This is a genomic window from Cryobacterium glucosi, from assembly GCF_004402235.1.
In the GTDB taxonomy this organism is placed as follows: domain Bacteria; phylum Actinomycetota; class Actinomycetes; order Actinomycetales; family Microbacteriaceae; genus Cryobacterium; species Cryobacterium glucosi.
Map to the genome: position 1 here is coordinate 65,137 of NZ_SOFS01000015.1, position 23,100 is coordinate 88,236.

Here is a 23,100-nt window from a genome sequence, read left to right on the forward strand (position 1 = left end):
GTGCACGGGTACCCCTCGACCGGAAAGGTACCCCTCGCTACGCGCGGGCGGGGGCAGGCGATGCGAGCAGCAGGTGGTACGCGTCCGGGCCGTGTCCGACACGGAGATGCCGGGTCTGCACGAGGCCCGCGGCCTCGAGGGCGGAGGTGATCTCCTCGGTGGGACGCACCCGGAAGCCGTGCTCGACCACGGGCATCCGCTGCATCGCGGCCGGGTCGAAAACGCCCACCACGAGACGGCCGCCGGGCCGGAGCACGCGCGCGAACTCGGCCGCCGCCCGGCCGAGGTCAGGCAGGAAGTAGAACGTGTTGAGGGTGATCACCCCGTCGAGGCTCGCATCCGCGAGCGGGAGGTACTCCATCGACGCCTCGAACAGCGACAGCCGACCGGCGGTGAGGTCGTCGCGGAACCTCCGATGCGCGGCATCGACCATCGTTTCCGACTGGTCGACTCCGGCGACGTGCCCGTCCGGTCCGACCGTGTCGAGCAGCAGCTCGATCCCGACACCGCCGCCGAAACCGACATCGGCGAGCCGGGCATCCGGCGTGGCCTCGAGTGCGTCCACGGCGGCGCGGATGATTCCCCGGTTGCGTCGGTTGAGCATCCGCCCCACCAGCCGCCCTCGCCACCCGCTCGGATGCCCGAGCTGGGCGGCCAGTGCTTTGAGCACCGGGGTCGGAGTCTTGAGACTGCCCATCGGCTTACGGTTCTGTGACGTCTCCATGCCAGGAACAGTAGTCCCGCGCCGATGCGCCCACTACGGCTGTCGCAACCGCCGAGCGCGAGGCTAGGCCCCGGTGCTGCTCTCCATGCCCATCCGGCGCAGCACGAGGTTCTCCACGAGCTGCGCGACGCCGTACAGCACGATCGACACAAGCGTGATCGCCACGACGGATGCCCACACCTCGTAGTTCTTCACCTGGGCGACGGCGATCACGATGCCGTGGCCGAGGCCCTGTCCGGTCGAGAGCCATTCGGCGAGGAGCGCGCCGGTGATCGCGCCGGGGATCGAGATCTTGACGGCCGCGAAGAACGACGGAAGCGAGCTCGGCAGCGCGACCTTGCGAAGCGCCGTGAAGGCGTTGCCGCCGTAGACGGCGATGACGTCGTTGATCTGCGGCGACGACGACCGCAGCCCGAACGCGATGTTCACGAGCGCGGGGAACAGCACCACGATTGCGCCCATCACGACGACAAGGCTCGGTCCGCGCCCGGTGATCAGGCTGATCACCGGCACGAGGGCGACGAGAGGCACCGATCGCAACAGCAGCGCGATCGGCATCAGCGCGCTCTCGATACCGCGGGAGAGCGTGAACGCGATCGCGAGCACGAGGGCGACGACGAGGCCGGCGACGAAGCCGAGGAAGGCATCCCCGAGGGTGACGGTGAGGTTGGTCAGGATCGTCGTGCGGTTGACGGCGGCGTTCGGAACGGTGAACAGCCAGTTCCAGACGTCGAGGGGTCCCTTGGCGATGAACGGGGACACCCCGAGAAGCAGGATCAGGCCCTGCCAGGCGACGAGGACGATGACGAGGGTGATCAGGCCGGTGAGCGCGGCGCGCCCGATGACGGCGCCGAGGCCGCGGGCGACCTTCGCTGCGCTCGGCGGGCGGGCCGCCGACATGGTCTCGAGGGCCATCAGGAGCTCCGTCCCGTCAGCCAGGGTGTCGCGAGCTTGCTGATCAGTCCGAAGAGGCTGTAGCCGAGGCCGGCGAGGAGACCGGCGACGAGCGCGAGCCCCCAGACCCTGTCGACGTTCGCCGCGGACCCGGCCGCGAGCATCGCGATGCCGAGGCCACGGTCGACGCCGCCGAGGTATTCGCCGAGGATCGCGCCGAGCAGCGCGGCGGGGGCCGCGATCTGCAGGGCGGAGAGCACGCTCGGCAGCCCGGCCATCAGCCGCACCTTGCGGAGCTGCATGAACCGTCCGCCGCCGTAGACGGTGACGAGGTCGAGACTCGCGGGGGTCGCGGCCTTGAGACCGACGAGGGAACCGACGACGGTCGTGAAGAACACGGACATGGCCGCGAGGAAGATCGCGGTGCCGGAAAGCTCACCGCCGCGCGGGGCTCCGATCACGATGTAGGCGATCGGGCCGATCGCGACGATCGGGATGCAGTACGTGATGACCGCGATCTGCAGCGCGACCTTCTCGATCCGGGGAACGACGAGCACGAGGCCGGCGAGGACGAGCGCGGCCGCATTGCCCCAGAGGAAGCCGACGATCGCCTCACCCACGGTGATCGACACGTGGGACAGGTAGAACGCCCACCCGTCCGAGACGAGCTGGGCGACGACGGCGCCCGGTGTCGGGATCGCCCCGCCGGGTACGGTGCCGATGCCGCGGAAAATCGTGGCGGCGCCGAGCCACCACAGGACGATGACGACGACGACGCCGATCAGCCCGGTCGCCCAGGCCGGGAGCGTGCGGAACGAGGCGAGACCGCGCATCAGTCCGTCTCCGCCACGGAGAGGGCGTCGGGGCTGAAGAGCAGTTCGGAGGCGCGGTCGTGCAGGGCGTGGAATTCGTGGGAGCGCATCATGTCCGGATGCCGCGGACGGGGCAGGTCGATGTCGATGACCTCCTTGATGCGGCCGGGTCGGGGGCTCATCACCGCGACCTGGTCCGAGAGGAAAATGGCCTCCGAGATGCCGTGCGTGACCATCATCGTGGTCGCGGGCTTCTCGGTCCAGATCCTGAGGAGTTCGATGTTGAGGCGCTGGCGGGTCATGTCGTCGAGGGCGCCGAAGGGTTCGTCGAGCAGCAGAACGGAGGGCTTCAGCACGAGCGACCGGGCGATGGACACCCGCTGCCGCATTCCGCCGGAGAGCTGCGCGGGTTTGGCGTGTTCGAAGGCTTTGAGGCCGACCAGGTTGATCAGTTCGGAGACGTAGTCCTCGTCGACGGGCATCCGTGCGACCTCGAAGGGAAGCTTGATGTTGCCGCGCACGCTGCGCCAGGGCAGCAGCGCGGCGTCCTGGAAGGCGATGCCGAGTTCGTGGCCGCTGCGCAGCTCGGCGGGCGTCTTGCCGTCGACCTTCGCGGTGCCGCTCGTGGGCTCCTCGAGGCCGGCGAGGATGCGCAGGATCGTGGACTTCCCGCAGCCGGACGGGCCGAGCAGCGACAGGAAACTGCCCTTGTCGGTGTGCAGGGTCGCGTCCTCGAGCGCGGAGACTTCCTTCCGGCCCACGGTGAAGACCTTGTGGAGCCCGGAAATGTGGAGGCCGGTGCCCAGAGCGTTGCTCTGGACACCGGCATCGGTCGTACTCACAGGGTGCGTTCCTTTACTGGGCGTCGTCGGCCGCTTTCGGGGCGGCCTCGTTTCGGTGTGCCTGCGTACTGCTGGTGGTGCTGTCGTGCTTGACGAGGAACCGCCTACTTGGCGTAGTTGACCAGGTCGGGGTTCTCCGCGTAGACCTCGGACAGCAGGCTCATGTCGAAGAGCTTGTCGGCCGTGATGGTGACACCGGCGGCAGCGAGCGTCTTGATGCTCTCCTGCTGCAGCTTATCGCTGATGGTGAAGAGGCCGTTCTTGACGGTGTCGTCGCTGACGATGAGGTCGGTCGACTGGATCGTGGCCTGCTTCGTCTCCTTCTCGATCGTGAGGCCGAGGTCTGCCCCATACTTGTCGATCGTGAGCTTGGCGGAGGCGGCCGGGTCCTTGATGGCGGCGGCCCAGCCCTTGATCTCGGCGATCAGGAGGCCCTTGAGTTTCGCGCGGTCACCCGAGATCTCCTTGTCGGAGGCCGTGAAGGTCTCCGCTACGAACGGGAGCCCGTTGTCGGCGAGCGGCAGGTTGACCGGGCCGAGGCCCTTGAGGTCTGCGTCGATGCCCTCGTTGGTGAGGTAGGAGAACCAGCCGTCGACCTCGCCGTTGAAGAGCGGGGTCGGGTCGTACTCGACGGGGACGGTGGTCAGCGAGGTCGGGTCGATGTTGTTGACCTTGAGGAACGCGTCCCAGAGGCTCTGGTTGCTCGCCTGCACGCCGATCTTCTTGCCCTTGAGGTCGGCGAGGGTCTTGATGTTGCCCACCTTGGCGAGCGAGAGGATCGAGAACGGGTTCTTCTGGTACGTGGCGCCGATGATCTTGATCGGGGCGCCTTCGTTCGCGATGACGGTTCCGGTGGAGATCGCGTTGCCGATGCCGAGGTCGACCGTGCCGGAGATGACGCCGGCTTCAGCGGATGCCGGGCCGGCGATGAGGTCGACGGAATCGAAGCCGGCCTTGGTGAAGTCGCCGTTGGAGTCGGCGAGGAACTCACCCATGAACTCGGTGTTCTTGATCCAGGACAGCTGGATGCTCGCGGTGCCGAAGGACGCGGGCGCACCGGAAGCCGAGGCTGCCGGCGTGGAACTCGTCGCGCAGGAGGTGAGCGCGATGGTCACGGCTGCCGCAGCGGCGATTCCCTGCAGGATGCGACGGGCGGGACGCCCTGCCGGTGAACGGTGTGCTGTTAAACCTTGGGTCCGGGTCATGAAGCTGTTCCTCTCGATGATGCTCGTGGGGTGCCGTTGGGGGGGTGCCGTCAGGGAAGACGGCTGCTGTGTAATGCCGTGCGGCACACGTGCGGGTTCCCTGAATTTAGGCCCCGCAGATGACGCTGCGACCTCGACAGTGTTTCCGTCGTGTTGCAGCATGCTGGGTACCCGTCGCGGGAGGAAAAGTGCATCTGCCGCGTGATACGGTCACGGCGTCCGCCCGAAAAGGAGCCCCGATGCCGTCCGTTACTGAGCCTACTGCCGCGTTTGTGTCCGGATTGCCCAAAGCGGAGCTGCATGTGCACCTCGAAGGCACCCTCGAACCCGACCTCAAACTCGCCCTCGCCACGCGCAACGGTGTCGATATCGGCCAGTCGACGGTCGAGGAGGTGCGCGCGAGCTATGCCTTCGACTCCCTCGCAAGCTTCCTCGCGGTGTACTACCCCGCGATGAACGTGCTGATCACCGAGCAGGACTTCTACGACCTCGCCACCGCGTACTTCCGTCGCGCCTCCGCAGACGGGGTCCGCCACGTCGAGGCCTTCTTCGACCCGCAAGCGCACACGACGCGCGGCGTGCCCTTCGAGACCGTGATCACCGGACTGCACCGTGCTGCAGCGGATGCGGCCGGTTACGGTCTCTCCGCCGAGCTGATCCTCTGTTTCCTGCGTGACGCATCCGCCGAGAGCGCCCACGAGACCCTGCTGGCCGCCCTGCCCTACCGCGACCTGATCGTCGGCGTCGGGCTCGACTCCGACGAGCGCGGCAATCCCCCGGCGAAGTTCGCCGAGGTCTTCCGGCTCGCCCGTGAGGCCGGCCTCAGGCTCACGATGCACTGCGACATCGACCAGGTCGGCAGCATCGAGAACATCCGCCAGGTGCTCGGCGAGGTCAGGGTCGACCGGATTGACCACGGCACGAACATCCTCGAGGACCCGGCGCTCGTCGCCCTCGTCCGGGAACGCCGGATCGGCCTGACCTGCTGCCCGGTCTCGAACAGTTTCGTGACCTCGGACATGAAGGCGAGGGAGATCGTCGAGCTGCTCGGCCTCGGCGTGCTCGTCACCCTCAACTCCGACGACCCCGCGTACTTCGGGGCTTATGTCGCCGACACCTATACGGCATTCGCCCGGCAGGCCGGCATCGGCAGGGACGAGCTCGTCCAGCTGGCCCGGAACTCCTTCGAGGCGAGCTGGTTGTCCGACGCCGACCGACAGGGGTACCTCTCCGAGATCGACGCCTTCCTCGCGGCGAACCCGGCCTAGCCGGGACCGGAGGCCGGTCCGGCCCGCGAAACCGGTCCCGCAGAACCCTGCCAGGGAGGCGCGGCGGGGCCCGTATTACGGACAACCGTCCGGCGTGTGACGATCGCGTTTCAAGAGTCCCGATTGGCACCCCGCGGTCCTCACCAGGGTGTTTGCTAGACCATCTGGCCAGCGTCACGGCCTGAGATTCCAGCAGGCAGGAGGACAGATGCGCGAACGAGTCGACCGGGTGATCCGGGCGGACGCCGTGCTCACGCCTGCCGGCTTCGTGCGCGGGGCGGTGACGATCACGGGCGGGATCGTCACCGCGATCCTGCCGATCGACGAACCTGTCGAGACCCGGCCGATCGCTGACTCCGGCCTGTCCGACGGGGCGGCCACGGACATCCGCCTGCCGAGCGGGCGCGTGCTTCTGCCCGGTCTCGTCGACACCCACGTGCACGTCAACGAGCCAGGTCGCACGGACTGGGAGGGCTTCGCGAGCGCCACCCGCGCCGCCGCGGCCGGCGGGGTCACGACGGTGATCGACATGCCGCTCAACAGCATCCCGCCGACGACGACGGTCAGCGGCCTCGACCTCAAGCGTGCGGCCGCCGGCCCGCAGGCGAGCGTCAACGTCGGCTTCTGGGGCGGGGCGGTCCCCGGCAACCTCGGCACCCTGCGCGAGCTGCACTCAGCCGGTGTATTCGGGTTCAAGGCCTTCCTCTCCCCCTCCGGCGTCGAGGAGTTCCCCGCGCTCTCCTCCGCGGAACTCCTCGCGGCCGCCGCCGAGATCTCCGCATTCGGCGGCCTGCTGCTCGTGCACGCCGAAGACCCCGCCGAACTCGACGCGGCCCCGCCGGCCACCGGGCGCTCCTACGCCGGCTTCCTCGCGAGCCGCCCGCCGCAGGCCGAAGCGAGCGCGATCGACCGCGTGATCGACGCGGTCCGCCGCACGGGCGTGAGCGCGCACATCCTGCACCTTTCGGCGGGCGCCGCGCTGCCGCGGCTGCGGGCGGCACGGGCAGAGGGACTGCCGATCACGGTCGAGACCTGCCCGCACTACCTGTCCTTCGCCGCGGAACAGATCCCGGACGGAGCGACGGCCTTCAAGTGCTGCCCGCCGATCCGGGACGCCGCCAACCGCGAGCTGCTCTGGGCCGGCCTGCTCGACGGCACGATCGACCTCGTCGCCTCCGACCACTCGCCAGCGACCCGGGAGCTCAAGCTCGGCCACGGCGGCGACTTCGGCCTCGCCTGGGGCGGGATCTCCGGCCTCGAGCTGAGCCTGCCCGCGGTCTGGACGGCCGCCGGCGCGGCCGGGATCGGCCTCGACCGGGTGATCGGCTGGATGTCGACCGCGACGGCGCGCTTCGCGGGGCTCACCGGCAAGGGGATCATCCGGCCGGGGGCGGATGCCGACCTCGTCTCCTTCGCGCCGGAGGAGTCGTTCACGGTCGACGTCGGCGCCCTGCAGCACAAGAACCCGGTGAGCGCGTTCGACGGCGCGACGCTCAGGGGACGGGTGCACGGCACCTGGCTCGCCGGCGCGCTCGTGCACGACACCGGGGCGGGTAACGGGATCACGTCGCCCGCGGCATCCGCCCGCCCGGAACACCCTCCCCGGGGCGCCCTGCTCCGCCGCCCGGCGCCCACGCGCCCGGCCCCCACGCCCTGAATCCCCACCCTTCCCCACCCACCAGAAGGAGCACCACCCGATGTCGATCATCCTCGGACCCAACCGGTACGGAAAAGCGGAAAACCGGGTTGTGCGCATCTACCGCGACTCCCCCCGGCACGAGATCCACGACATCAGCGTCTCGACCGCGCTCCGCGGCGACTTCGCCAGTGCGCACCTCGCGGGCGACCAGCTGAACGTGCTGCCGACCGACACCCAGAAGCAGACCGCATACTCCTTCGCGAAAGAGAAGGGGCTGCTCTCGATCGAGAACTACGGCCTCGACCTCGCCGCCCACTTCGTCGACACGGTCGAGCCCGTGCACACCGCCAGGGTCGAGATCGAGGAGTTCGCCTGGCAACGGGTTCTCATCGACGGCAGTGAGCACGACCACACCTGGGTGCGGCGCGGCCAGGAGGTGCGCACGGCGGCGATCACGGTCGAGGGCAGGGGCGCTGACCGGCGCACCTGGGTGGTCGGCGGGCTCAAGGACCTCGTGATCCTCAAGTCGACGGGCTCCGAGTTCGCCGGCTTCATGCAGGATCCGTACACGCTCCTGCAGCCGACCTCCGACCGGGTGATGGCGACCTCGCTCACGGCCGGCTGGCGTTTTTCGACGACGGATGTCGATTGGGAGGCCACCTACGACGGCATCAAGCAGGTGCTCGTCAGCCAGTTCGCGACCGTGCACTCCCTGGCCCTGCAGCAGACCCTCTACGAGATGGGCCGGGCCGTGCTCGAGGCCTTTCCCGTGGTCGCCGAGGTGCGCCTGTCCGCCCCGAACAAGCACCACTTCCTCTACGACCTCTCCCCCTTCGGCGTGGCCAACGACAACGAGGTGTACCACGCGGCCGACCGCCCGTACGGGCTGATCCAGGCGACCGTGCTGCACGACGACGCCGCGGACGCAGGTCCCGCCTGGGACTCGTACACGGGGCTCGTCTAGGTGGTCATTTTCGTTGCGGGTCCGCCCGTACGATGGCTGTGATGAGCACCCCCGCGCCGGCGTCTGCGGCCTCCCCCGATCCGTCGGCCGTTCCCACGCCGACCGCCCACGTCTATCGCGGCCACGTCTTCCACATCGCGGGATCCCCGGTGGTCGCCGACGCCCGGGAGCACCTCGTCTCCCTGCCCGACGGCGCCCTCGTCACCGGTGCGGACGGCAGAATCGCCTGGGTCGGGCCATTCGCCGCTCTTCCGGCCGCGTTCCGCGACCACCCGGTGACGGACAACCGCGGCGGGTTCATCCTGCCCGGCTTCGTCGACACCCACCTGCACTACCCGCAGACCTACTCGACCGACGCCTACGGCGGCGGCCAGCTGCTCGAGTGGCTCGACAACTGCGTGTTCCCCGCCGAGACCCGGCTGCGCGACCCCGAGTTCGCGGCGCGCATCGCCCGCGACTTCACCCGGCGACGGGTCGCGGCCGGCACCACGAGCGCCCTCGTCTTCGGGTCGGCGTTCCCGCACGCCCAGGATGCACTTTTCGCCGAGAGCCAGGCCGCCGGGCTCCGCCTGGTCAGCGGCCGCGGGGTGCAGACCGTCGGGTCGGGCCCTGCCGGCGCGCTCCTGACCGGCGAGGCCGAGGCCCTCGACCTGATCGGGGCCGAGATCGATCGCTGGCACGCCGTCGACACCGGCGACCCCGCGACGGCGCTGCTGCAGGTCGCGGTCGTGCCCCGGTTCAGCCTCTCGGTGACCCCGAAGACCCTCGCCGGCCTCGGCGAACTCTACGACGACGCGCGCGAGCGCGGCGTGTACTTCCACTCGCACCTCAACGAGAACAACCGGCCCGGCACCGGCGAGATCGACGCCGTGAAGGCGGTGTACGGGGTCGACACCTACCTCGACACCTACGACGGGATGTTCCTGCCGGGGTCGAAGCGGGGCGGGTCGAGCCTGCTCGGTCGGCGCAGCATCCTCGCCCACGCCGTGCACTGCGAGGATGCCGAGCTCGCCAGGCTCGCCGAGACCGGCACCTCGGTGGCGCACTGCCCGACCTCACAGCAGTTCCTCGGTTCCGGGACGATGCCGTGGCTGCGTACGACCTCGTTCGGCGTGAACGTCGCGATCGGCTCGGACATCGGCGCCGGCGACGAGTGGCTGGTCTCGCGGGTGCTCAACGACTGCTTCAAGGTACACCTGTCGGAGCCGGGCGACGCCGGTCTCTCGCTCGACCCCGCCGCGCTGCTCTTCACCGGCACCCTTGCCGGCGCCCGCGCCCTCGACATGGAGGCCAGGTTCGGCAACTTCGACGTGGGCAAGGACGCCGACTTCCTGCTCATCGAACCGGACCGCTGGGAGCCGCTTGCGACCGTCCTGAACCGTGGCATCCGGGCAGACGACGAGCGGATGGCCACGGACCAGACCCTCTTCGCCCTGCTGCTCGCGCTCCGCCAGCCCGCGATCACGGGAGTGTTCGTGCGTGGACGCCGCGTGCTCGCCCCCGAGTAGCGCGGCCCCGCCCCGCGGCACCGAGCTCCCGGCGCCGATCAGGGCTCGGGGTGCTCCTTCTCGAGGGCATTCGCGAGCGCGATCGAGAACGCGGCAATGAGCACGAGGAAACGAATGGTCGCCGTCCCGTCGTTGTGGCCGGTCGCGACCATCCCGATCACGTCGAGTCCGGACCAGGCCAGCGCCACCACGCCGACACCTGCGAATGCCCGGCTCCCGAGTGCCCGGTCACGAGCGTCGCGGTATTCGAAGGTGCCGATCCGGTCCCTGTCCCGTGCGGTGGCCCGGCGGGCATAGCGGGCGACGCCGACCCAGAACACCGCGGCCCCGAGGAGGGCGAACGCGCCGGCCACGTTGCCCTGAAGCGCAGCGATGACGGCACCGATCAGTATGGCGCATGCGATGAGGGTGTTGGCCGGTGAGACCGGCAGTCGTTCCCGGATCCTGGACACGAGCACCTCCTGAAACACTGGTCGGGCCGAACTTCGGCACGCATCACCGCACGTGCGAACGAGTGAGGACACCGACCCCGCCAGTCTCTCATCCGGCGGTCGTCCCGGATGACTGTGGCCGGTCAGGGGCGGGCAGACGCCTCGGTCAGCCGCTCGGGTCAGCTGCCGCGGTACGTCGAGTACGCGAAGGGGCTGAGCAACAGCGGCACGTGATAGTGCTCGGCCGGGTCGGTCAGGTCGATGGTCACCGAGACTTCCGGGTACAGGGTCGGCTGGCCGGTTCCGGCGAAGTAGCGCCCGGTGTCGAAGGTGAGGCGGTACCGACCGGCGGGGAGATCGACGGGACCGAGCATGGAGACCCGGCCGTCGGCATCCGTGCCGGCGTTCGCGAGCACGTGCCAGCCGGTCTCGAGCTTCCGCTCGAGCTCGACGGGAACCCCGGCTGCGGGCCGGCCGGACACGGCGTCGAGGACGTGGGTCGTGATGCGGCTTCGGGGAGTCGCGGTCGCGGCGGCGGTCGCGGCGGCGGAAGGGGTCGCCGGAGCGATCGTGGTGCCGGCGGCCGCCGTCGCGGCGACGACGTCGGCGACCACGCTCGCGACGAGATCCTCGGAGTCCGGCGAGTCGGCGGCGCCGTTCCGGGCGGCCCGCTCGGCGGCGAGGCGTTCTGCGACGGTTCCGGCGAGCGTGGCCAGCCGGAGCAGGGCGATGTCGCGCAGTTCGGTGCCGACGATCTTCAACTCGGCGGCGTCGTCGAGCGCGAGGCGCCGGTGCAGTTCGGCGAGGATCTCGGTGCGCGACCGGCCGGCTGCGCGGATCAGGAAGACCCGGCCGAACCGCTCCTCGTACGCCCGGTTGCCCTCGGCGATGGCCGCGGCGAGGGTGGAGTCTGCGGCGTCGGCGGATGACTGCTCGCTGCGGGAGAACCGCGCGGCCTGCGAGTCTCCCCGCGGGGTCTCGCCGATCCGCGGGTGCGCGGACAGCGCTTCGTCGATCTCGCTGCGGCTGAGCGGTGTCGCGGCCGTGCGGGCGGCGGCGAGCAGGGCGGCTGCCGAATCGAACGGTGACTGCGACGCGACCTCGTCGACCCAGCGGGGTACGGCCAGGCAGGTCAGGAGCGCCTCGCGAAGCTCAGGTGTCGACATCCTCTTCATGGCAGTTCTCCTCGTCCTGGTCCAGCCTAGAGTGCCCGTGGCGAGAGCGCATACGATGGCGGGCATGGTGAATGCAGACGCAGCGCGCGACCGGGCGGATGCCGGGAAAGCCCCGGTCGCGGGGCTTGTGCTGGCAGCGGGGGCCGGTTCCCGGTTCGGGCAACCGAAGGCGCTCGTGCGCGGGGCCGACGGTGTGCCGTGGCTCGTACGGACCGTCCGCGTGCTCCGCGCGGCGGGTTGCTCGCCCGTCATCGTCGTGCTCGGAGCCGAGGGTGCCGCGGCCGCCGCTCTGCTTACCGAGGCGGGTCTGATCGACGCGGCGGCCCCTGCGGTTGCCTGCCCCGACCGTGCGACGGTCGTCGTTCATGCCGCCGACTGGGCAGAAGGGCTGTCGGCGTCGCTGCACGCGGGAATCGACACGGTCCTCGGTCTCGCCGGAGCCGTGGGCGCCGTTGCGGTCGTTCCCGTGGACGTCCCCGACCTCGACGCCGCAACGGTCGCGCGGGTGCTCGACGCTGACGCGGGCGTGACCCCGGATAGCCTGAGGCAGGCCGTTTTCGGCGGCCGGCCGGGGCATCCGGTGCTGATCGGGCGCGCGCACTGGGAACCGCTGCGGGCGCAGCTCACCGGCGACACCGGGGCGCGGCCCTATCTGCTCGCCCACGGCGTGCTCCCTGTCGAATGCGGCGACCTCACGACGGGCGCCGACGTCGACACGCTCCCCGGCGTGCCAGAGGCATGACGGCGGCGAGGTGACTACCGGGCCGGGTAGTCTGCGGCGAGGGCTCGGACGGCGGCCTCGAGGGCGTCAACGGCGAGGGCGACGTCGGCCGAGGTGACCGACTCGTCCGGGTGGTGACTGATGCCGCCGGCACAGCGCACGAAGAGCATGCCGACGTCGGTGATCGCGGCGATCGCCATCGCGTCGTGACCGGCGATCGAGGGCAGCTCGCGCGGGGCCGGCTCGGCCGGGGCCTCCGCGCCACCCTCGGTCGAGCGGATGCCCGCCGCAATCGCCGCACGCAACCGCGGCGAGCAGGCCACGGCGGCCGCCTCGTGAACCTGGTTGCTGTCGAGATGCAGGGCGCGTGTGGCGCAGATGTCGGTGAGGGCGGCCTCGATCAGGGTCCAGCCCCTGTCGCGGTCGGCGTCGTCCGGCGCACGCAGGTCGAGGCTGAACTCGACCTTCCCTGGGATGACGTTGACGGCGTCCGGAAACACCCTCAGGTGGCCGACGGTCGCGGTGAGACCCTCGGCGCGGGCGATGCGTTCGATCGTGGTGATGCACTCCGCGGCCCCGGCGAGGGCGTCGCGGCGGCGGGGCCACGGGGTCCCGGAGTGCCCGGCAGACCCGGTGACCGTCAACAGGAAGCGACGGGCCCCTGCGATCCCGGTCACGACGCCGAGGGCGCGGTTCTCCTCCTCGAGCACGGGCCCCTGCTCGATGTGGGCCTCGAGGTAGCCGACGAGTTCCTGTGGGGCGCGGGCGGCGTCGCCGACCTTGGCGGGGTCGAGCCCGAAGGCGGCGAATGCCTCGCGGAGGCTCGTGCCGCTCGCGTCGCGCAGGTCCCACCAGGACTCGAGCCAGGTGCCGGCGACGGCCCGGCTGCCGAGCAGGGTCGTGCCGAAGCGGGTGCCCTCCTCGTCGCCGAATGCGGCGATCTCGAGGGCGAACGGCAGCGGGCGGCCGGAGGCGGCGATCCGCCCGGCGACCGTGATGGCCACGAGCACGCCGAGGATGCCGTCGTAGCGGCCCGCCGCGCGCACGGTGTCGAGGTGGGAGCCGAGCATCAGGGCCGGAAGCCCGCGGGTGCGGCCGGAGAGCCGTGCGCACTGGTTGCCCGCGGCATCCTGCCAGGTGGTGAGTCCGGCAGCGGCCATCCAGCCGGCGACCCGGTAGTTGACGGCGGCGTGCTCCGCGGAGAGGTAGGTCCGCTCGATCCCGTCGGTGAGGGACGAGTGCCGGGCGAGTTCCTCGCACCGGGCGAGGATCACGGCCGCGTCGGCATCCGACACCGTCGGCACCGCCGCCGTCATGAGAGCACCGCAGCTGCGTCGGCGGCGGCCCCGGAGGCCCCGGCACCGGCACGGTCCGCGTCGGCGTACAGGTCCCAGGCCGCGCCGACTCCCCCGCCGCCCGTGACGGATGCCCCCGCGCGCCGGAGCACCTGTTCGAGCGCCGCAAGGGTGGTCAGCACGGTGTCCTTGCGGGCGTTGTAGCCCATCACGCCGATCCGCCAGACCTTGCCGTGCAGCGGACCGAAGGAGGTACCGATCTCGATGCCGAAGTCCTCGAGCAGGGAGCCGCGCACCGCGTCACCGTTGACGCCGTCCGGAATCTCGACCGCGACGACGTTGTTCATCCGGTGGGCCGGGTCGCCGAAGACGGAAAGCCCCAGCCCGTGCACTCCCGCGAGCATCGCCGAGCCGTGCAGCCGGTGCCGGGCGACGGCGTCCGCCAGCCCCTCCTCGACCAGGAGGCGCGCGCACTCCCGGGCGCCGTAGAGGGCGGTCGTCGCCTCGGTGTGGTGGTTGAGCCGACGGGGACCCCAGTAGTCGAAGAGCATCGCGAGATCGAAGTAGTTCGAGCGGATCCGGTTGGACAGCACCGCGTCCCCGGGTTCGCGGATCCCGGCCTCGATGCTCCGGCGGGATTCGATCACGTCGACGGCGCGGGCCGAGAACGTTGCCGGCGCAGAACCGGATGGCCCGGCGAGGCACTTCTGCAGGCCGGCGGTCACGGCGTCGAGGCCCCAGGCATCCGCTTCGAAGGTGTTGCCGCCGAGCGAGGCCGTCGCGTCGGTGTAGAAGAGCACGCCGTGCCTGGCGCAGATGTCGCCGAGCTCGTCGAGCGGCTGGGCGAGGGTCGTCGAGGTGTCGCCGTGCACGATCGCGAGCAGCGCCGGCCGGGTCTCGATGATCGCCTGTTCGATCGCGGCGGGCGTGAACACGGTGCCCCACGGCACCTCGCGCACGTGCACCTCGGCGCCGACGCGTTCGGCGATCTCGCGGAGGAGGTGCCCGAAGCGCCCGAAGATGGGCACGAGCACGCGGTCGCCCGGCTGGATCAGCGAGACGAGGGCGGCCTCGATCCCGGCGCGCGCGGTGCCGTCGATCACGAGGGTCTGTTCATTACCGGTGCGGAATACGTCGCGGTACAGGCCCATCGTTTCGGTCATGTAGCCCGTCATCGCCGGGTCGTACTGGCCGACGAGCTGCGCGGACATGGCGCGCAGCACCCGGGGATCCGCGTTGATCGGCCCCGGCCCCATCAGCAGGCGCTGCGGCGGGTTGATCGGAAGGCTCGGAACGGGGGTCGACTGCAGCGGATACGTCACATCATCAGCTTAGGCACGGAGCGTTTCCACGGTGTTACCCACGATCCCCGCCGTGCCGGTCCCGACATCCGGCGCGAGTCCGGCGGCCAGCCCCTGAGCGAGGCCTGCGGCATGGTCGAGCAGCGCGAGGTCGCTGTGCCGCGGCCCGAGGAGGCTGAGCCCGAGCGGCGCCCCTGCGACGGAGAGGCCGGGAAGGGACACGGCGGGGTATCCGCCGATCGCGGCGAGGCAGGTCAGTGAGAGTGTCGCGGTGCGGATCGCTTCGATCTTGGCCCCTGACGCGGTGCGGGCCGGCGCGGTCGACGAGGCGGAGGGCAGCAGCAGGATCCGGCCGTCGAGGGCCGCGTCGAGCCGTTCCCTGGCCTCGGCGAGGTCGATCCGGTGCCCGGCGGCTTCGTCCTCGTCGATGAGGGAGGCGAACGCGAAACGGGAGCGCACGTCGGGGCCGAGCGTCCCGGGGTGGGCGTCGACCCAGTCGCCGTGGGCCCGCCAGGCCTCGGCCGCCTGCACGGTGCGGAAGGTCTCGAACAGGTCGGCGAGCGGGTCGAGGGAGATGATCTCGACCGCGGACAGGTGTCCGCTCCTCTCGAGGCGGTCGACCGCGTCGACGAACGCGGCCTGGACGCCCTCGTCCGCGGCGAAGACGGTCTGGGCGCACACGGCGAACCGGGCGGGCACCGGCAGCTGCCGGTCGGTGTCGAGCGAGGCCGCTGCGGCGGTCCTGAGCACCTCCGGGCCCCTCGCGAGCCAGCCGACCGTGTCGAATGAGGGCGCGAGCGGCAGGACCCCGTCGCGGCTGACGGCGCCATGGCTCGTGCGCAGCCCCCAGAGCCCTTGGTACGAGGCCGGCACCCTGATCGACCCTGCGGTGTCGGTGGCGAGGGCGAGGTCGGCCTGGCCGAGAGCGACGGCGGCGGCCGGCCCGCTTGACGAACCGCCCGGAAGCCCGCCCGGAACGCGCGGATTCGGGGGCGTGCCCGAATGCACGTTGGCCCCGGCGATGCTGTACGCGAACTCGTCGGTCTGCGCGATGCCGATCACGCTGGCCCCTGCCCGGAGGAGTGCGGTCAGCGACGGCGCGCTCGCGGTCGCGGGTGTCGCGCTCTCGAGGTAGGCCGGGTTCCCCGCCCCGACCGCGAACCCGGCCACGTCGAAAAGGTCCTTGACCGCGACCCGAACGCCCGCGAGGGTCCCGCCGACCTCGCCGGCGACGAGCGGCGTGCCGGCCACCCGCCAGATGCTGCGGTCGATCGCGGGAGCGGACGCTGCGACCTGCGCGGTCTCGATCCGCCAGCCCGCGGCTGTCCGGCTCCACAGCTGGGTCACGAGCCCGGCCCCGCCGGCGAACGGCTCGTTCTCCGACACGATCAGGGCGTGGTCTGTCCCGATGGCGCGCACGTGCAGCGAGCGGATGCTGCGCCGCACGACACCGGGACGGCCGGCGCGGAACCCGGCGATCGCATCACTCCCGACGAGCAGGCCGGCGGCGTCGCCGCGGAGCGTGTGCGGTCCGGGCACGAAGAACCCGGCGAGGGCCCCGAGGTCATTGGCGGCGAGCGCGGCCTCGTAGTCCTCGAATGCGCTGAGCAGGCCGGCCGGCAGCTCGCCCGTGACCGAGGTCGGCACGAGGTGGGGTGCGAGGGTGCGCTCAGGCACCGAAGTCCGCCGTCCGGATACGGGCGTGCACGCCCGTGACACGGTCGACGACCTGGGAGATGTTGAAGTCGGTCGCCGCGCTCAGGTAGGCGTACGCGAGGGTCGGGTCCATGCCGTACCGCGCCCCGAGCAGGGCGATCGCGGCGCGCACACAGGCCCGCATCGCTTCGTCGAGGTCGGGGTCGAGGCCGGTCGGCACGAGGAACTCGCCCGTCTCGGCGAGCGGTCCGGTCAGTTCGCCGAAGAGTGCCGCCGCCTCGACCGCCGGAATGACGTCGAAGCGGATGCGCACCCGCAGGCTGGCCTCGAGTGCGGTCAGCGCCACCTCGCCATCGCCCTGGGCGAAGTGCGGGTCGCCGACGTAGGCGAGCGCGCCAGGGACCTGCACGGGCAGGTAGAGCGCGCTGCCGACGGTGAGCAGGCTGATGTCGAGGTTGCCGCCGTGCGCGCCCGGCGGGACGGAGTGCGGCCGGGTGTCTCCCGCGACGCCGACGCCCATGATGCCGAGGAACGGGTCGAGCGGGAAGCGCACGACCCGGTCGCCACCGGGAACGAGCGGGAGGGTGCCGAAGAGCGCCCCGGCTTCCGTCCCGAAGTCGGGATCGGTGTCGACCTCGGTGAACACGGAGACCGTCCCCGGTCCGACGGGGTACTCGCCGGGGAGCGCCCCGCGACCGTGGCGACTCGAGATGACGCCGTACGGCACCCGGGGAGTCGCCTCGAGCAGGGTCATACGGAGCAGGTCGCCCGGCAGCGCCCCGCGCACCTCGATCGGCCCGGTCACGACGTGCGGGCCGTCCGCCTCAGCATCCCGCGGGTAGTTGCTTGCGGCGAGCGCGACGGCATCCGCCAGCACATCGCCCGCTGCGATGCCGTGGCCGCCGAAGAAGGCGAGCGGGTCCCGACCCTGGTCCTCGAGCAGTCCCTCGTGGCTGAGAGTGTCGATCGTGACTGTGTCACCGGATCCGATCGAGAACACCGCGGCATCCGCTGCGCAGGGCAGGCGTCCCCACAGCACGGTCTGGGGGGTGGCCGGAAGGTAGTGCCCGGGCGCGATGCTCCCCATGCCGGGCTGCAATACGACGTGCGACATGGGAGCGCCTTCCAGGAACACGGAAACAAGAACGTGGTTCTTCACACTATTGGTGCCTCGCGATCGAGGCTATCTCCCGTTTGCGTGCCATTCGACCAGCCGGTACGTTTCAGGTCACTGTTGACACGATCGACATGAGTTTTACCTCCAGGAAACAATTGCAGCAGTCCCCGTCCCGAAGGATCACCCGTGCTCGAGAAGCTCCGCCGCCATCCCGCGAACCTCCACCTCGGCCTCATGCTTGCGCTGACGTTCTCCACCGGCCTGGCGGATGCCGTCGGGTACCTCGGGCTCGACAAGGTGTTCACCGGCAACATGACGGGGAACGTCGTCATCCTCGGGATGGCCCTCGCCGGCGCGAGCAACCTGCCTGTGCTCGGCCCGCTGCTCGCCCTGTTCACCTTCATGCTCGGGGCCGCCGTCGGCGGGCGGGTGCTGCGGCCCGTTGCGATCGGCTGGACGACCCACGCGACGGTGCTGTTCGCGGTGCAGGGCGTGATCATGGCGGGACTGGCGATCGCCCTGTTCCTCGGGGGCGGGCATCCGCCACAGCCCTTCGACCTGGTGATCACGAGCCTCCTCGCCGCGATGATGGGACTCCAGGCCGGGGTCGCCCGGCACATCGGGGTCAAGGACGTCACGACGGTCGTCGTGACGTCGACGATCACGGGACTGGCCGCCGACTCGCGGCTCGGCGGCGGAAAGGGCCAGCCCTGGTTCCGCCGGGTGGCCGCGATCCTGCTGATCTGCGCGGGCGCCGCTGTCGGGGCCCTGCTGCTCTCGGTGCACATCGGCTGGGGCGTCGCCCTCTCTGCCGTGATCACCCTCGTCGTCGCGTCGCTCGGGCATGCGGCCGGGCGCCCGCACCATGCGCCGGAAAACAGAGCGAGTGCATGAGTTTCCGGTCTTGGTGGCGGGAATGACCCCGGCGTGTGAGGCTTAACCGGTGCCGAAGACTTCTGAAAAATCGGACCTGCGTGAAGCCGTCTCCCTCGACCGCCCCTGGGTCACCATCGTGTGGGACGACCCGGTCAACCTGATGTCCTATGTGTCCTACGTGTTCCGCAGCTACTTCGGGGTCGCCCCCGAGGAGGCCGAACGCCTGATGCTGCGGGTGCACAACTCCGGCAAGGCCATTGTCTCCACCGGGAACCGGGAGTCGATGGAGCGCCACGTCGAGGCGATGCACGGCTTCGGGCTCTGGGCGACGCTCTCGCGCGAGGACTCCTGATGCTCTTCACCCGTGACCCGGCCGGAACGGTGTCCGCGAGCTTCGAATCGGTCGAGCTCGGGCTGCTCCGGCTCGCCGCGAGCCAGCTGATCGAGCTCCTGCTCGCCGCGGAGACCCATGCCCTCGGGACCAGCGCCGATCCCGCGCTGAGACGCCTGCTGCCGGACGCCTACCCTGACGACGCCGAAGCCTCGGCAGAGTTCCGCCGTTTCACCTCCGGGGATCTCCTCGACGGCAAGCTCGCGAACGCCCGCGTCCTGCTCGCCTCACTCGGCGAGGAACCCCTCGATGAGATCGCCGACGAACCGTCTCTGCCCTTCCTGGACGACCGCTTCGAGGTTCCGCCGATGCCGATCGCCCTCGACGACGTCGGCGTGCAGTCCTGGCTGCGCACGCTCACCGACCTCCGGCTCACGCTTGCCGAGCGCCTCCAGATCTCCCCCGACGGCGAACAGCACCTCGACGCCGACGAGGCCCCGCTGCTCAGCAGCATCTACGAGTGGCTCGGCATGGTCCAGGAGTCCCTCGTCTACGCCATCGACCGCTAGGCGATCGCGACAGGGAGGGCGTCGAGCGCAGTGAGCGCCTCGTAAGCCCGACGCGGGCCCGCGCCGCCCCGCAGTGAGTCGCTGAGGGCGTCGAGACGCGCGCGGTCGCCGGCCGGAAGCCCGAGCACCGAGAGGACTGCGGCGCGGAGCTCGAGGCTCGTCGCGGTGTTGGGCGCGAGCGAGAGCCCGAATCCGCTCGTCTCGACGCCCTCGGCCCCGGCAAACTGGTCGGTGGAGAACGGCAGCACGAGCAGCGGTACTCCCGCGGTCATCGCCTCGGTCACGCTGTTGTTGCCGCCGTGGGTGACGGCGAGGTCCGCGGCGCCGAGCAGGGCGACCTGGGGCAGGAAGCCGCGCACGAGCCAGGCGTCGGGGATCCGGCCGAGCTCGACGGGGTCCGTCGACCCCGTCGCGAGGGCGACCCTGACGGAGAGGCCGTTGAGGGCATCCGCCACCCGGGCGAGCACGTCGCCGCGCACCGAGAGGAAGCTCCCGAAGCTCACGTAGACGAGGGGACGGTCGTCGCCGGCCGCGACGGCGTCGGCGAGCCACGCCTCGACCTCGGCGTCGCGGGCCTCCTCGCGCACCGCGGAACCGAGGAAGACGTGCTGCGGCAGCAGTGCCGTCCGGGCCGGTGCGTGCAGTTCGGCCGGATAGTTGAGCATCAGCACGTCGCCGGATTCGGTGAAGGCGTCACGGCTCGGCTCGGCCGCCGGGTCGAGTTCGAGCAGGGCGGCGTTCCACTGGGCGGTGAAGGTGTCACGCACCGCCTCGCAGGTGCTGTGAAGCCCGGCGAGGTCGTCCGGCTCCGGCGCGAAGGCATCGGGCCAGGCGGACGGGAAGCCATAGACCTCGGTGCCGACCGGAAGGGCGCTCGGGTGCCCGAGCACGACGTCGGCGTGGCGGATGCCGGCGCTCACGAGCGCGAGGCGGGCGCTGAAGGCCAGGTGGTCGACGATGATCTGGTCGGGGCGCACCTCGGCGACGATGCGCTGCACCTCCCTGGCGATCTCGACCGGGTTCCAGAGCAGGTCGTTGCTGCGTGCCTCGGCCTGGAACTGCAGAGTCGGCACGAGGCCGAGCCTCGTCGCGGCGAAGAAGCCGCGGAGGGATTCGTCCTCACCGCTCGGCTGCTGTTCCGCCCGGATGGTGCCGGGGTTCGAACCGCGGCCGAGTTGCAGGTTCACCCGTTCGAAGCCGAACTCGGCGACGATTCCGGCCGTCGCGGGGCCGCTCGCGACGACGACCCGTTCCCCGGCGGCCTGCCAGGCCGTGCCCAGGGTCGCGAGCGGGAACAGGTGCGAGGCGTAGTCGGGGCTGATGATGAGCAGGGTCATGAGGCGCTCAGCGTCCAGTTTGACGCCAGTCCCCGGCCGTAGCCGTTCCCGGCATCCGCCCTGAGGCGCTCGTGCGCTTCTGCGACGTCGCGGTACACCCCGGAGAGAGTCGCGGCCATCGCCTGGATCGTGAACGAGCCGGAGACCATGGCCATGGCGCGCTCGGCGAATTCGGGGCCGAAGGGGCCGGCCGCGAGATCGAGGGCTTCACGCACCCCGGTGGCGAGGCCTGCCGGCTTCCCGGTGTCGACAAGGAACCCGGTCACTCCCTGCTCGACGTAGGTGGCCGGTCCCCCGCCGTTCGGGGCGACCACGGTGAGCCCCGCGGCCATCGCCTCGAGCAACGCGATGCCGAACTCCTCCTTCATGCTCGCGCAGACGTACACGCCGTTCGCCGCGGCGAGGCCGGTGCGGCCGAGGCGGGTGGCGGCGAGCCAGCGGGCGACGGTGTCGTTGGAGCGGTGCCCGGCGAGCAGCAGCCCCGCAGAGGCGGCGTCGCCGCGCGGCACGACGGCGTGGATCCTGTCGAGCTGGCCGGCTTCGTCCGGAGTGGGATCCGTGAGGTCGCCTCCGACGATCAGGAGGTTGCAGGCGGACTGGAGCGCCGGATCGGCCGCCCAGGTTTCGACGAGGGTTGCCATGCCCTTGACCCGGTGCAGCCGGCCGACGGTGATCGCGAGCGGCAGTGCGCGGCGCTCCAGCGGGAGGGTTGCGAGGAGCTCGTCGAGCTGGCCGAGGGCGAGGGCACCCTCGACGCTCATCTGGGCGGGAACCACGGACGAGGGCGGGGCAGCCAGGTCGGGCTCGGCGTACGCTGCGGCCACGACCTCCGCGACCGGCGTGCCCTCGCTCGCCCCGGCGTCGACGAGCGAAGCCTCGATCACGCCGATGTCGATGCCCTCGGCGACGATCGAGTGGCGTTCCGGGTGCTGCGTCACGTCGATGCCGACGAGCTCGCGCAGGTCACGCTCGAGGTCTGGCCGGGGGAAGAGCACCGTGTGGGCGGCATCCGCTGCGAGGCGCTGCACGAGCCGGACGCGGAACCAGAAGTGATCGGCGGCATCGGCCGTGCCGAAGGTCGCGCGGGTGAGGGCACCGGCGGACTCGAGCGAGCGGATGAGGCTGTGCGGGTCCGGCGCGACGGTGAACACGACCGGGATGTCGAGTTCCCTGGCGACCGTCGAGGCGGCGAGGGTGCCCACGTCCGCCATCCGCAGGTGGATCGCGTCGACCGGCCCCGCGGCACGGAGCACCCGGCGGATGCCGCGCTGGGTCGCGATCCGGCGGGACCAGGCGTCGGCGGAGGCGACGGGCTCGCCGAGGAAGGGAACCGTCGCGAAGGCGTGGCCGGACAGGGTCGACGCGACCTCGGGCAGGCAGTCGAGCGCGGAGGCGAAGCCGCCGCGGGAGAGGGTCAGCACCCGGCCGACATCGCCCGTACCCGTGCCGGCACCGCTGCCGGACTGTCCGGAGACGAGCGCGTCCCCGAGCCGGACCAGCAGGGTCGCGATGCCGCCGTTGTCGCCGGAGCCGACCCGGGTCAGCGCGCCGTCGATGTCGGCGTGCAGGAAGAGCTGGGCGACGGTCGTTCCGCTGCTCCACGGTGCCCGCGGGTAGCGCGGCACGGTCAGGTCGATCACGGCGAGCCTGGCGACCTCGGCGAGGACCCCGCTGCCTGCGGCCAGTCCGGTGACGATTCGGAGGCCGGTGTCGTTGGAACCGATCCCGGTTCCGATCCCGGTTCCGATACCCGCGCCGGCGCCCGAGAGGGAGCCGGGACCGGCATCGGCGAGGCCCCGGTCGCCGATCGCGGCGATCGCGGCGGCCCGCACCTCTGTCGCCTCGGCCGGGTCGACGGCGACGCGGAACAGCATGCGTTCGGGAATGCGCCCCGAGATCTGGCCGATGGTTTCGACCAGTCTGGCCCGGGCGCCCGGCTCGGTGACGCCCAGCAGGGCGCCCTCGACGGCGAGGGCGACAGGGGCCGCGACGGCAGCGCTCCATTGCTCGAGGGTGCGCTGGGCGATCATCCCGGCGAAACCGCCGTCGATGACCATCCCGAGCAGGGGCGCGACCGCGTCGAAGCGGGGCAGGCGGGCGCCGAACGCCCAGGCCGCGTGCTCGCGGAGGAAGAGCTGCTCGTGCCCGAGGAGGGAGACGAGGACCTCGTCCGCCGTCTCGTCGAAGACCTGGGCGAGGGCGTGCACCGCGGCGATCGCGGTGACCTGGTCTGCCGGATCGACGGCGGCCTCTGCGAGCAGGCGCACGGCCCTGGTGCCGCCGTCCCGGCTCGCTGCAACGGTGAGGTCGTCTGCGGCCATGATCGTGGCGAGGATCGAGTCCGCGCTCCGGAGCGAATCCAGTGTGCTCTGCGTTCCCATGGTCGAACTCCCTGTCTGCCGGCGATGCCGCGGCTGGTGTCGGCCGGTGGGCCG

21 protein-coding genes and 1 pseudogene are annotated in these 23,100 nt (G+C 71.1%); 8 read left to right on the forward strand and 14 right to left on the reverse strand.

Annotated features, from left to right (window positions below; all coding sequences use genetic code 11):
• Positions 1–37 precede the first annotated feature (37 nt).
• The 5 genes from E3O46_RS05530 to E3O46_RS05550 form a co-directional block, all read right to left on the reverse strand.
• Entirely contained in the window at positions 38–724 is a 687-nt protein-coding gene (locus E3O46_RS05530) for a class I SAM-dependent methyltransferase (RefSeq protein ID WP_241985550.1), read from the reverse strand.
• Between the two features lie 63 nt (positions 725–787).
• Positions 788–1,639 (reverse strand): ABC transporter permease, encoded by an 852-nt coding sequence (locus E3O46_RS05535; RefSeq protein WP_241975463.1) that lies wholly within the window; start codon positions 1,637–1,639, stop codon positions 788–790.
• Positions 1,639–2,451: an ABC transporter permease gene (locus E3O46_RS05540; RefSeq protein ID WP_134448927.1), complete on the reverse strand. Its 813-nt coding sequence runs from the start codon at positions 2,449–2,451 to the stop codon at positions 1,639–1,641. The genes E3O46_RS05535 and E3O46_RS05540 overlap by 1 nt, the downstream gene beginning before the upstream one ends.
• Entirely contained in the window at positions 2,451–3,272 is an 822-nt protein-coding gene (locus tag E3O46_RS05545) for an ABC transporter ATP-binding protein (protein ID WP_134448926.1), read from the reverse strand. The genes E3O46_RS05540 and E3O46_RS05545 overlap by 1 nt, the downstream gene beginning before the upstream one ends.
• Before the next feature lie 104 nt (positions 3,273–3,376).
• Positions 3,377–4,477, reverse strand: a complete 1,101-nt coding sequence (locus tag E3O46_RS05550) for an ABC transporter substrate-binding protein (RefSeq protein ID WP_134448925.1) — start codon at positions 4,475–4,477, stop codon at positions 3,377–3,379.
• Between the two features lie 239 nt (positions 4,478–4,716).
• Here E3O46_RS05550 and add point away from each other — a divergent pair, with 239 nt between their 5' ends.
• The 4 genes from add to E3O46_RS05570 all read left to right on the forward strand — a co-directional run bounded on the left by add (position 4,717) and on the right by E3O46_RS05570 (position 9,856).
• Complete coding sequence (gene add / locus E3O46_RS05555; RefSeq protein WP_134448924.1) at positions 4,717–5,745, forward strand: adenosine deaminase; 1,029 nt, start codon at positions 4,717–4,719, stop codon at positions 5,743–5,745.
• Positions 5,746–5,953: 208 nt separating this feature from the next.
• Positions 5,954–7,402, forward strand: a complete 1,449-nt coding sequence (gene allB / locus E3O46_RS05560; RefSeq protein WP_134561262.1) for an allantoinase AllB — start codon at positions 5,954–5,956, stop codon at positions 7,400–7,402.
• A 40-nt stretch (positions 7,403–7,442) separates the two neighbouring features.
• Positions 7,443–8,348 carry a factor-independent urate hydroxylase gene (gene pucL, locus E3O46_RS05565; protein WP_134561263.1) on the forward strand — a complete coding sequence of 302 codons (906 nt, stop codon included), beginning with the start codon at positions 7,443–7,445 and terminating at the stop codon, positions 8,346–8,348.
• Positions 8,349–8,389: 41 nt separating this feature from the next.
• Entirely contained in the window at positions 8,390–9,856 is a 1,467-nt protein-coding gene (locus E3O46_RS05570; protein WP_134561264.1) for an amidohydrolase family protein, read from the forward strand.
• Between the two features lie 38 nt (positions 9,857–9,894).
• Here the strand turns inward: E3O46_RS05570 and E3O46_RS05575 are convergent, their stop codons facing one another.
• The 3 genes and pseudogenes from E3O46_RS05575 to uraD all read right to left on the reverse strand — a co-directional run.
• A complete protein-coding gene (locus E3O46_RS05575) occupies positions 9,895–10,308 on the reverse strand; it encodes a hypothetical protein (protein ID WP_134448920.1) in 414 nt (137 codons plus the stop codon).
• Positions 10,309–10,466: 158 nt separating this feature from the next.
• A complete protein-coding gene (gene uraH / locus E3O46_RS05580; RefSeq protein ID WP_134561366.1) occupies positions 10,467–10,856 on the reverse strand; it encodes a hydroxyisourate hydrolase in 390 nt (129 codons plus the stop codon).
• Between the two features lie 138 nt (positions 10,857–10,994).
• A pseudogene (gene uraD, locus E3O46_RS05585) lies at positions 10,995–11,528 on the reverse strand (2-oxo-4-hydroxy-4-carboxy-5-ureidoimidazoline decarboxylase); the annotation flags it as partial.
• Here uraD and E3O46_RS05590 point away from each other — a divergent pair.
• Positions 11,527–12,204: a nucleotidyltransferase family protein gene (locus E3O46_RS05590; protein WP_241987340.1), complete on the forward strand. Its 678-nt coding sequence runs from the start codon at positions 11,527–11,529 to the stop codon at positions 12,202–12,204. The pseudogene uraD and the gene E3O46_RS05590 overlap by 2 nt on opposite strands.
• Positions 12,205–12,218: 14 nt before the next feature.
• Here the strand turns inward: E3O46_RS05590 and E3O46_RS05595 are convergent, their stop codons facing one another.
• From E3O46_RS05595 to E3O46_RS05610, 4 genes are all read right to left on the reverse strand, one after another.
• Positions 12,219–13,499, reverse strand: coding sequence for an allantoate amidohydrolase (locus tag E3O46_RS05595; RefSeq protein WP_134561265.1), 1,281 nt, complete (start codon positions 13,497–13,499; stop codon positions 12,219–12,221).
• On the reverse strand, positions 13,496–14,734 hold the full coding sequence (locus E3O46_RS05600; RefSeq protein ID WP_134560297.1) for a pyridoxal-phosphate-dependent aminotransferase family protein: 1,239 nt from the start codon (positions 14,732–14,734) through the stop codon (positions 13,496–13,498). The genes E3O46_RS05595 and E3O46_RS05600 overlap by 4 nt, the downstream gene beginning before the upstream one ends.
• A gap of 75 nt (positions 14,735–14,809) precedes the next feature.
• On the reverse strand, positions 14,810–16,456 hold the full coding sequence (locus E3O46_RS05605) for an AtzH-like domain-containing protein (RefSeq protein WP_241987341.1): 1,647 nt from the start codon (positions 16,454–16,456) through the stop codon (positions 14,810–14,812).
• Positions 16,449–17,549, reverse strand: coding sequence for an acetamidase/formamidase family protein (locus E3O46_RS05610; protein WP_134561266.1), 1,101 nt, complete (start codon positions 17,547–17,549; stop codon positions 16,449–16,451). Before E3O46_RS05610 ends, E3O46_RS05605 begins: the two co-directional genes overlap by 8 nt.
• A gap of 189 nt (positions 17,550–17,738) precedes the next feature.
• Between E3O46_RS05610 and E3O46_RS05615 the strand changes: the two genes are divergently transcribed.
• Genes E3O46_RS05615 through E3O46_RS05625 form a run of 3 tightly spaced genes read left to right on the forward strand, consistent with a single transcriptional unit; the run spans position 17,739 to position 19,328 of the window.
• A complete protein-coding gene (locus E3O46_RS05615) occupies positions 17,739–18,446 on the forward strand; it encodes a YoaK family protein (protein WP_241975460.1) in 708 nt (235 codons plus the stop codon).
• A gap of 49 nt (positions 18,447–18,495) precedes the next feature.
• On the forward strand, positions 18,496–18,780 hold the full coding sequence (gene clpS, locus E3O46_RS05620; RefSeq protein ID WP_241975459.1) for an ATP-dependent Clp protease adapter ClpS: 285 nt from the start codon (positions 18,496–18,498) through the stop codon (positions 18,778–18,780).
• A complete protein-coding gene (locus E3O46_RS05625) occupies positions 18,780–19,328 on the forward strand; it encodes a DUF2017 family protein (protein ID WP_134560217.1) in 549 nt (182 codons plus the stop codon). The genes clpS and E3O46_RS05625 overlap by 1 nt, the downstream gene beginning before the upstream one ends.
• Here the strand turns inward: E3O46_RS05625 and E3O46_RS05630 are convergent.
• Complete coding sequence (locus E3O46_RS05630; RefSeq protein ID WP_134561267.1) at positions 19,325–20,665, reverse strand: nucleotide disphospho-sugar-binding domain-containing protein; 1,341 nt, start codon at positions 20,663–20,665, stop codon at positions 19,325–19,327. The genes E3O46_RS05625 and E3O46_RS05630 overlap by 4 nt on opposite strands.
• Positions 20,662–23,046, reverse strand: coding sequence for a glycosyltransferase (locus E3O46_RS05635; RefSeq protein ID WP_134561268.1), 2,385 nt, complete (start codon positions 23,044–23,046; stop codon positions 20,662–20,664). Before E3O46_RS05635 ends, E3O46_RS05630 begins: the two co-directional genes overlap by 4 nt.
• Positions 23,047–23,100: the final 54 nt, after the last annotated feature.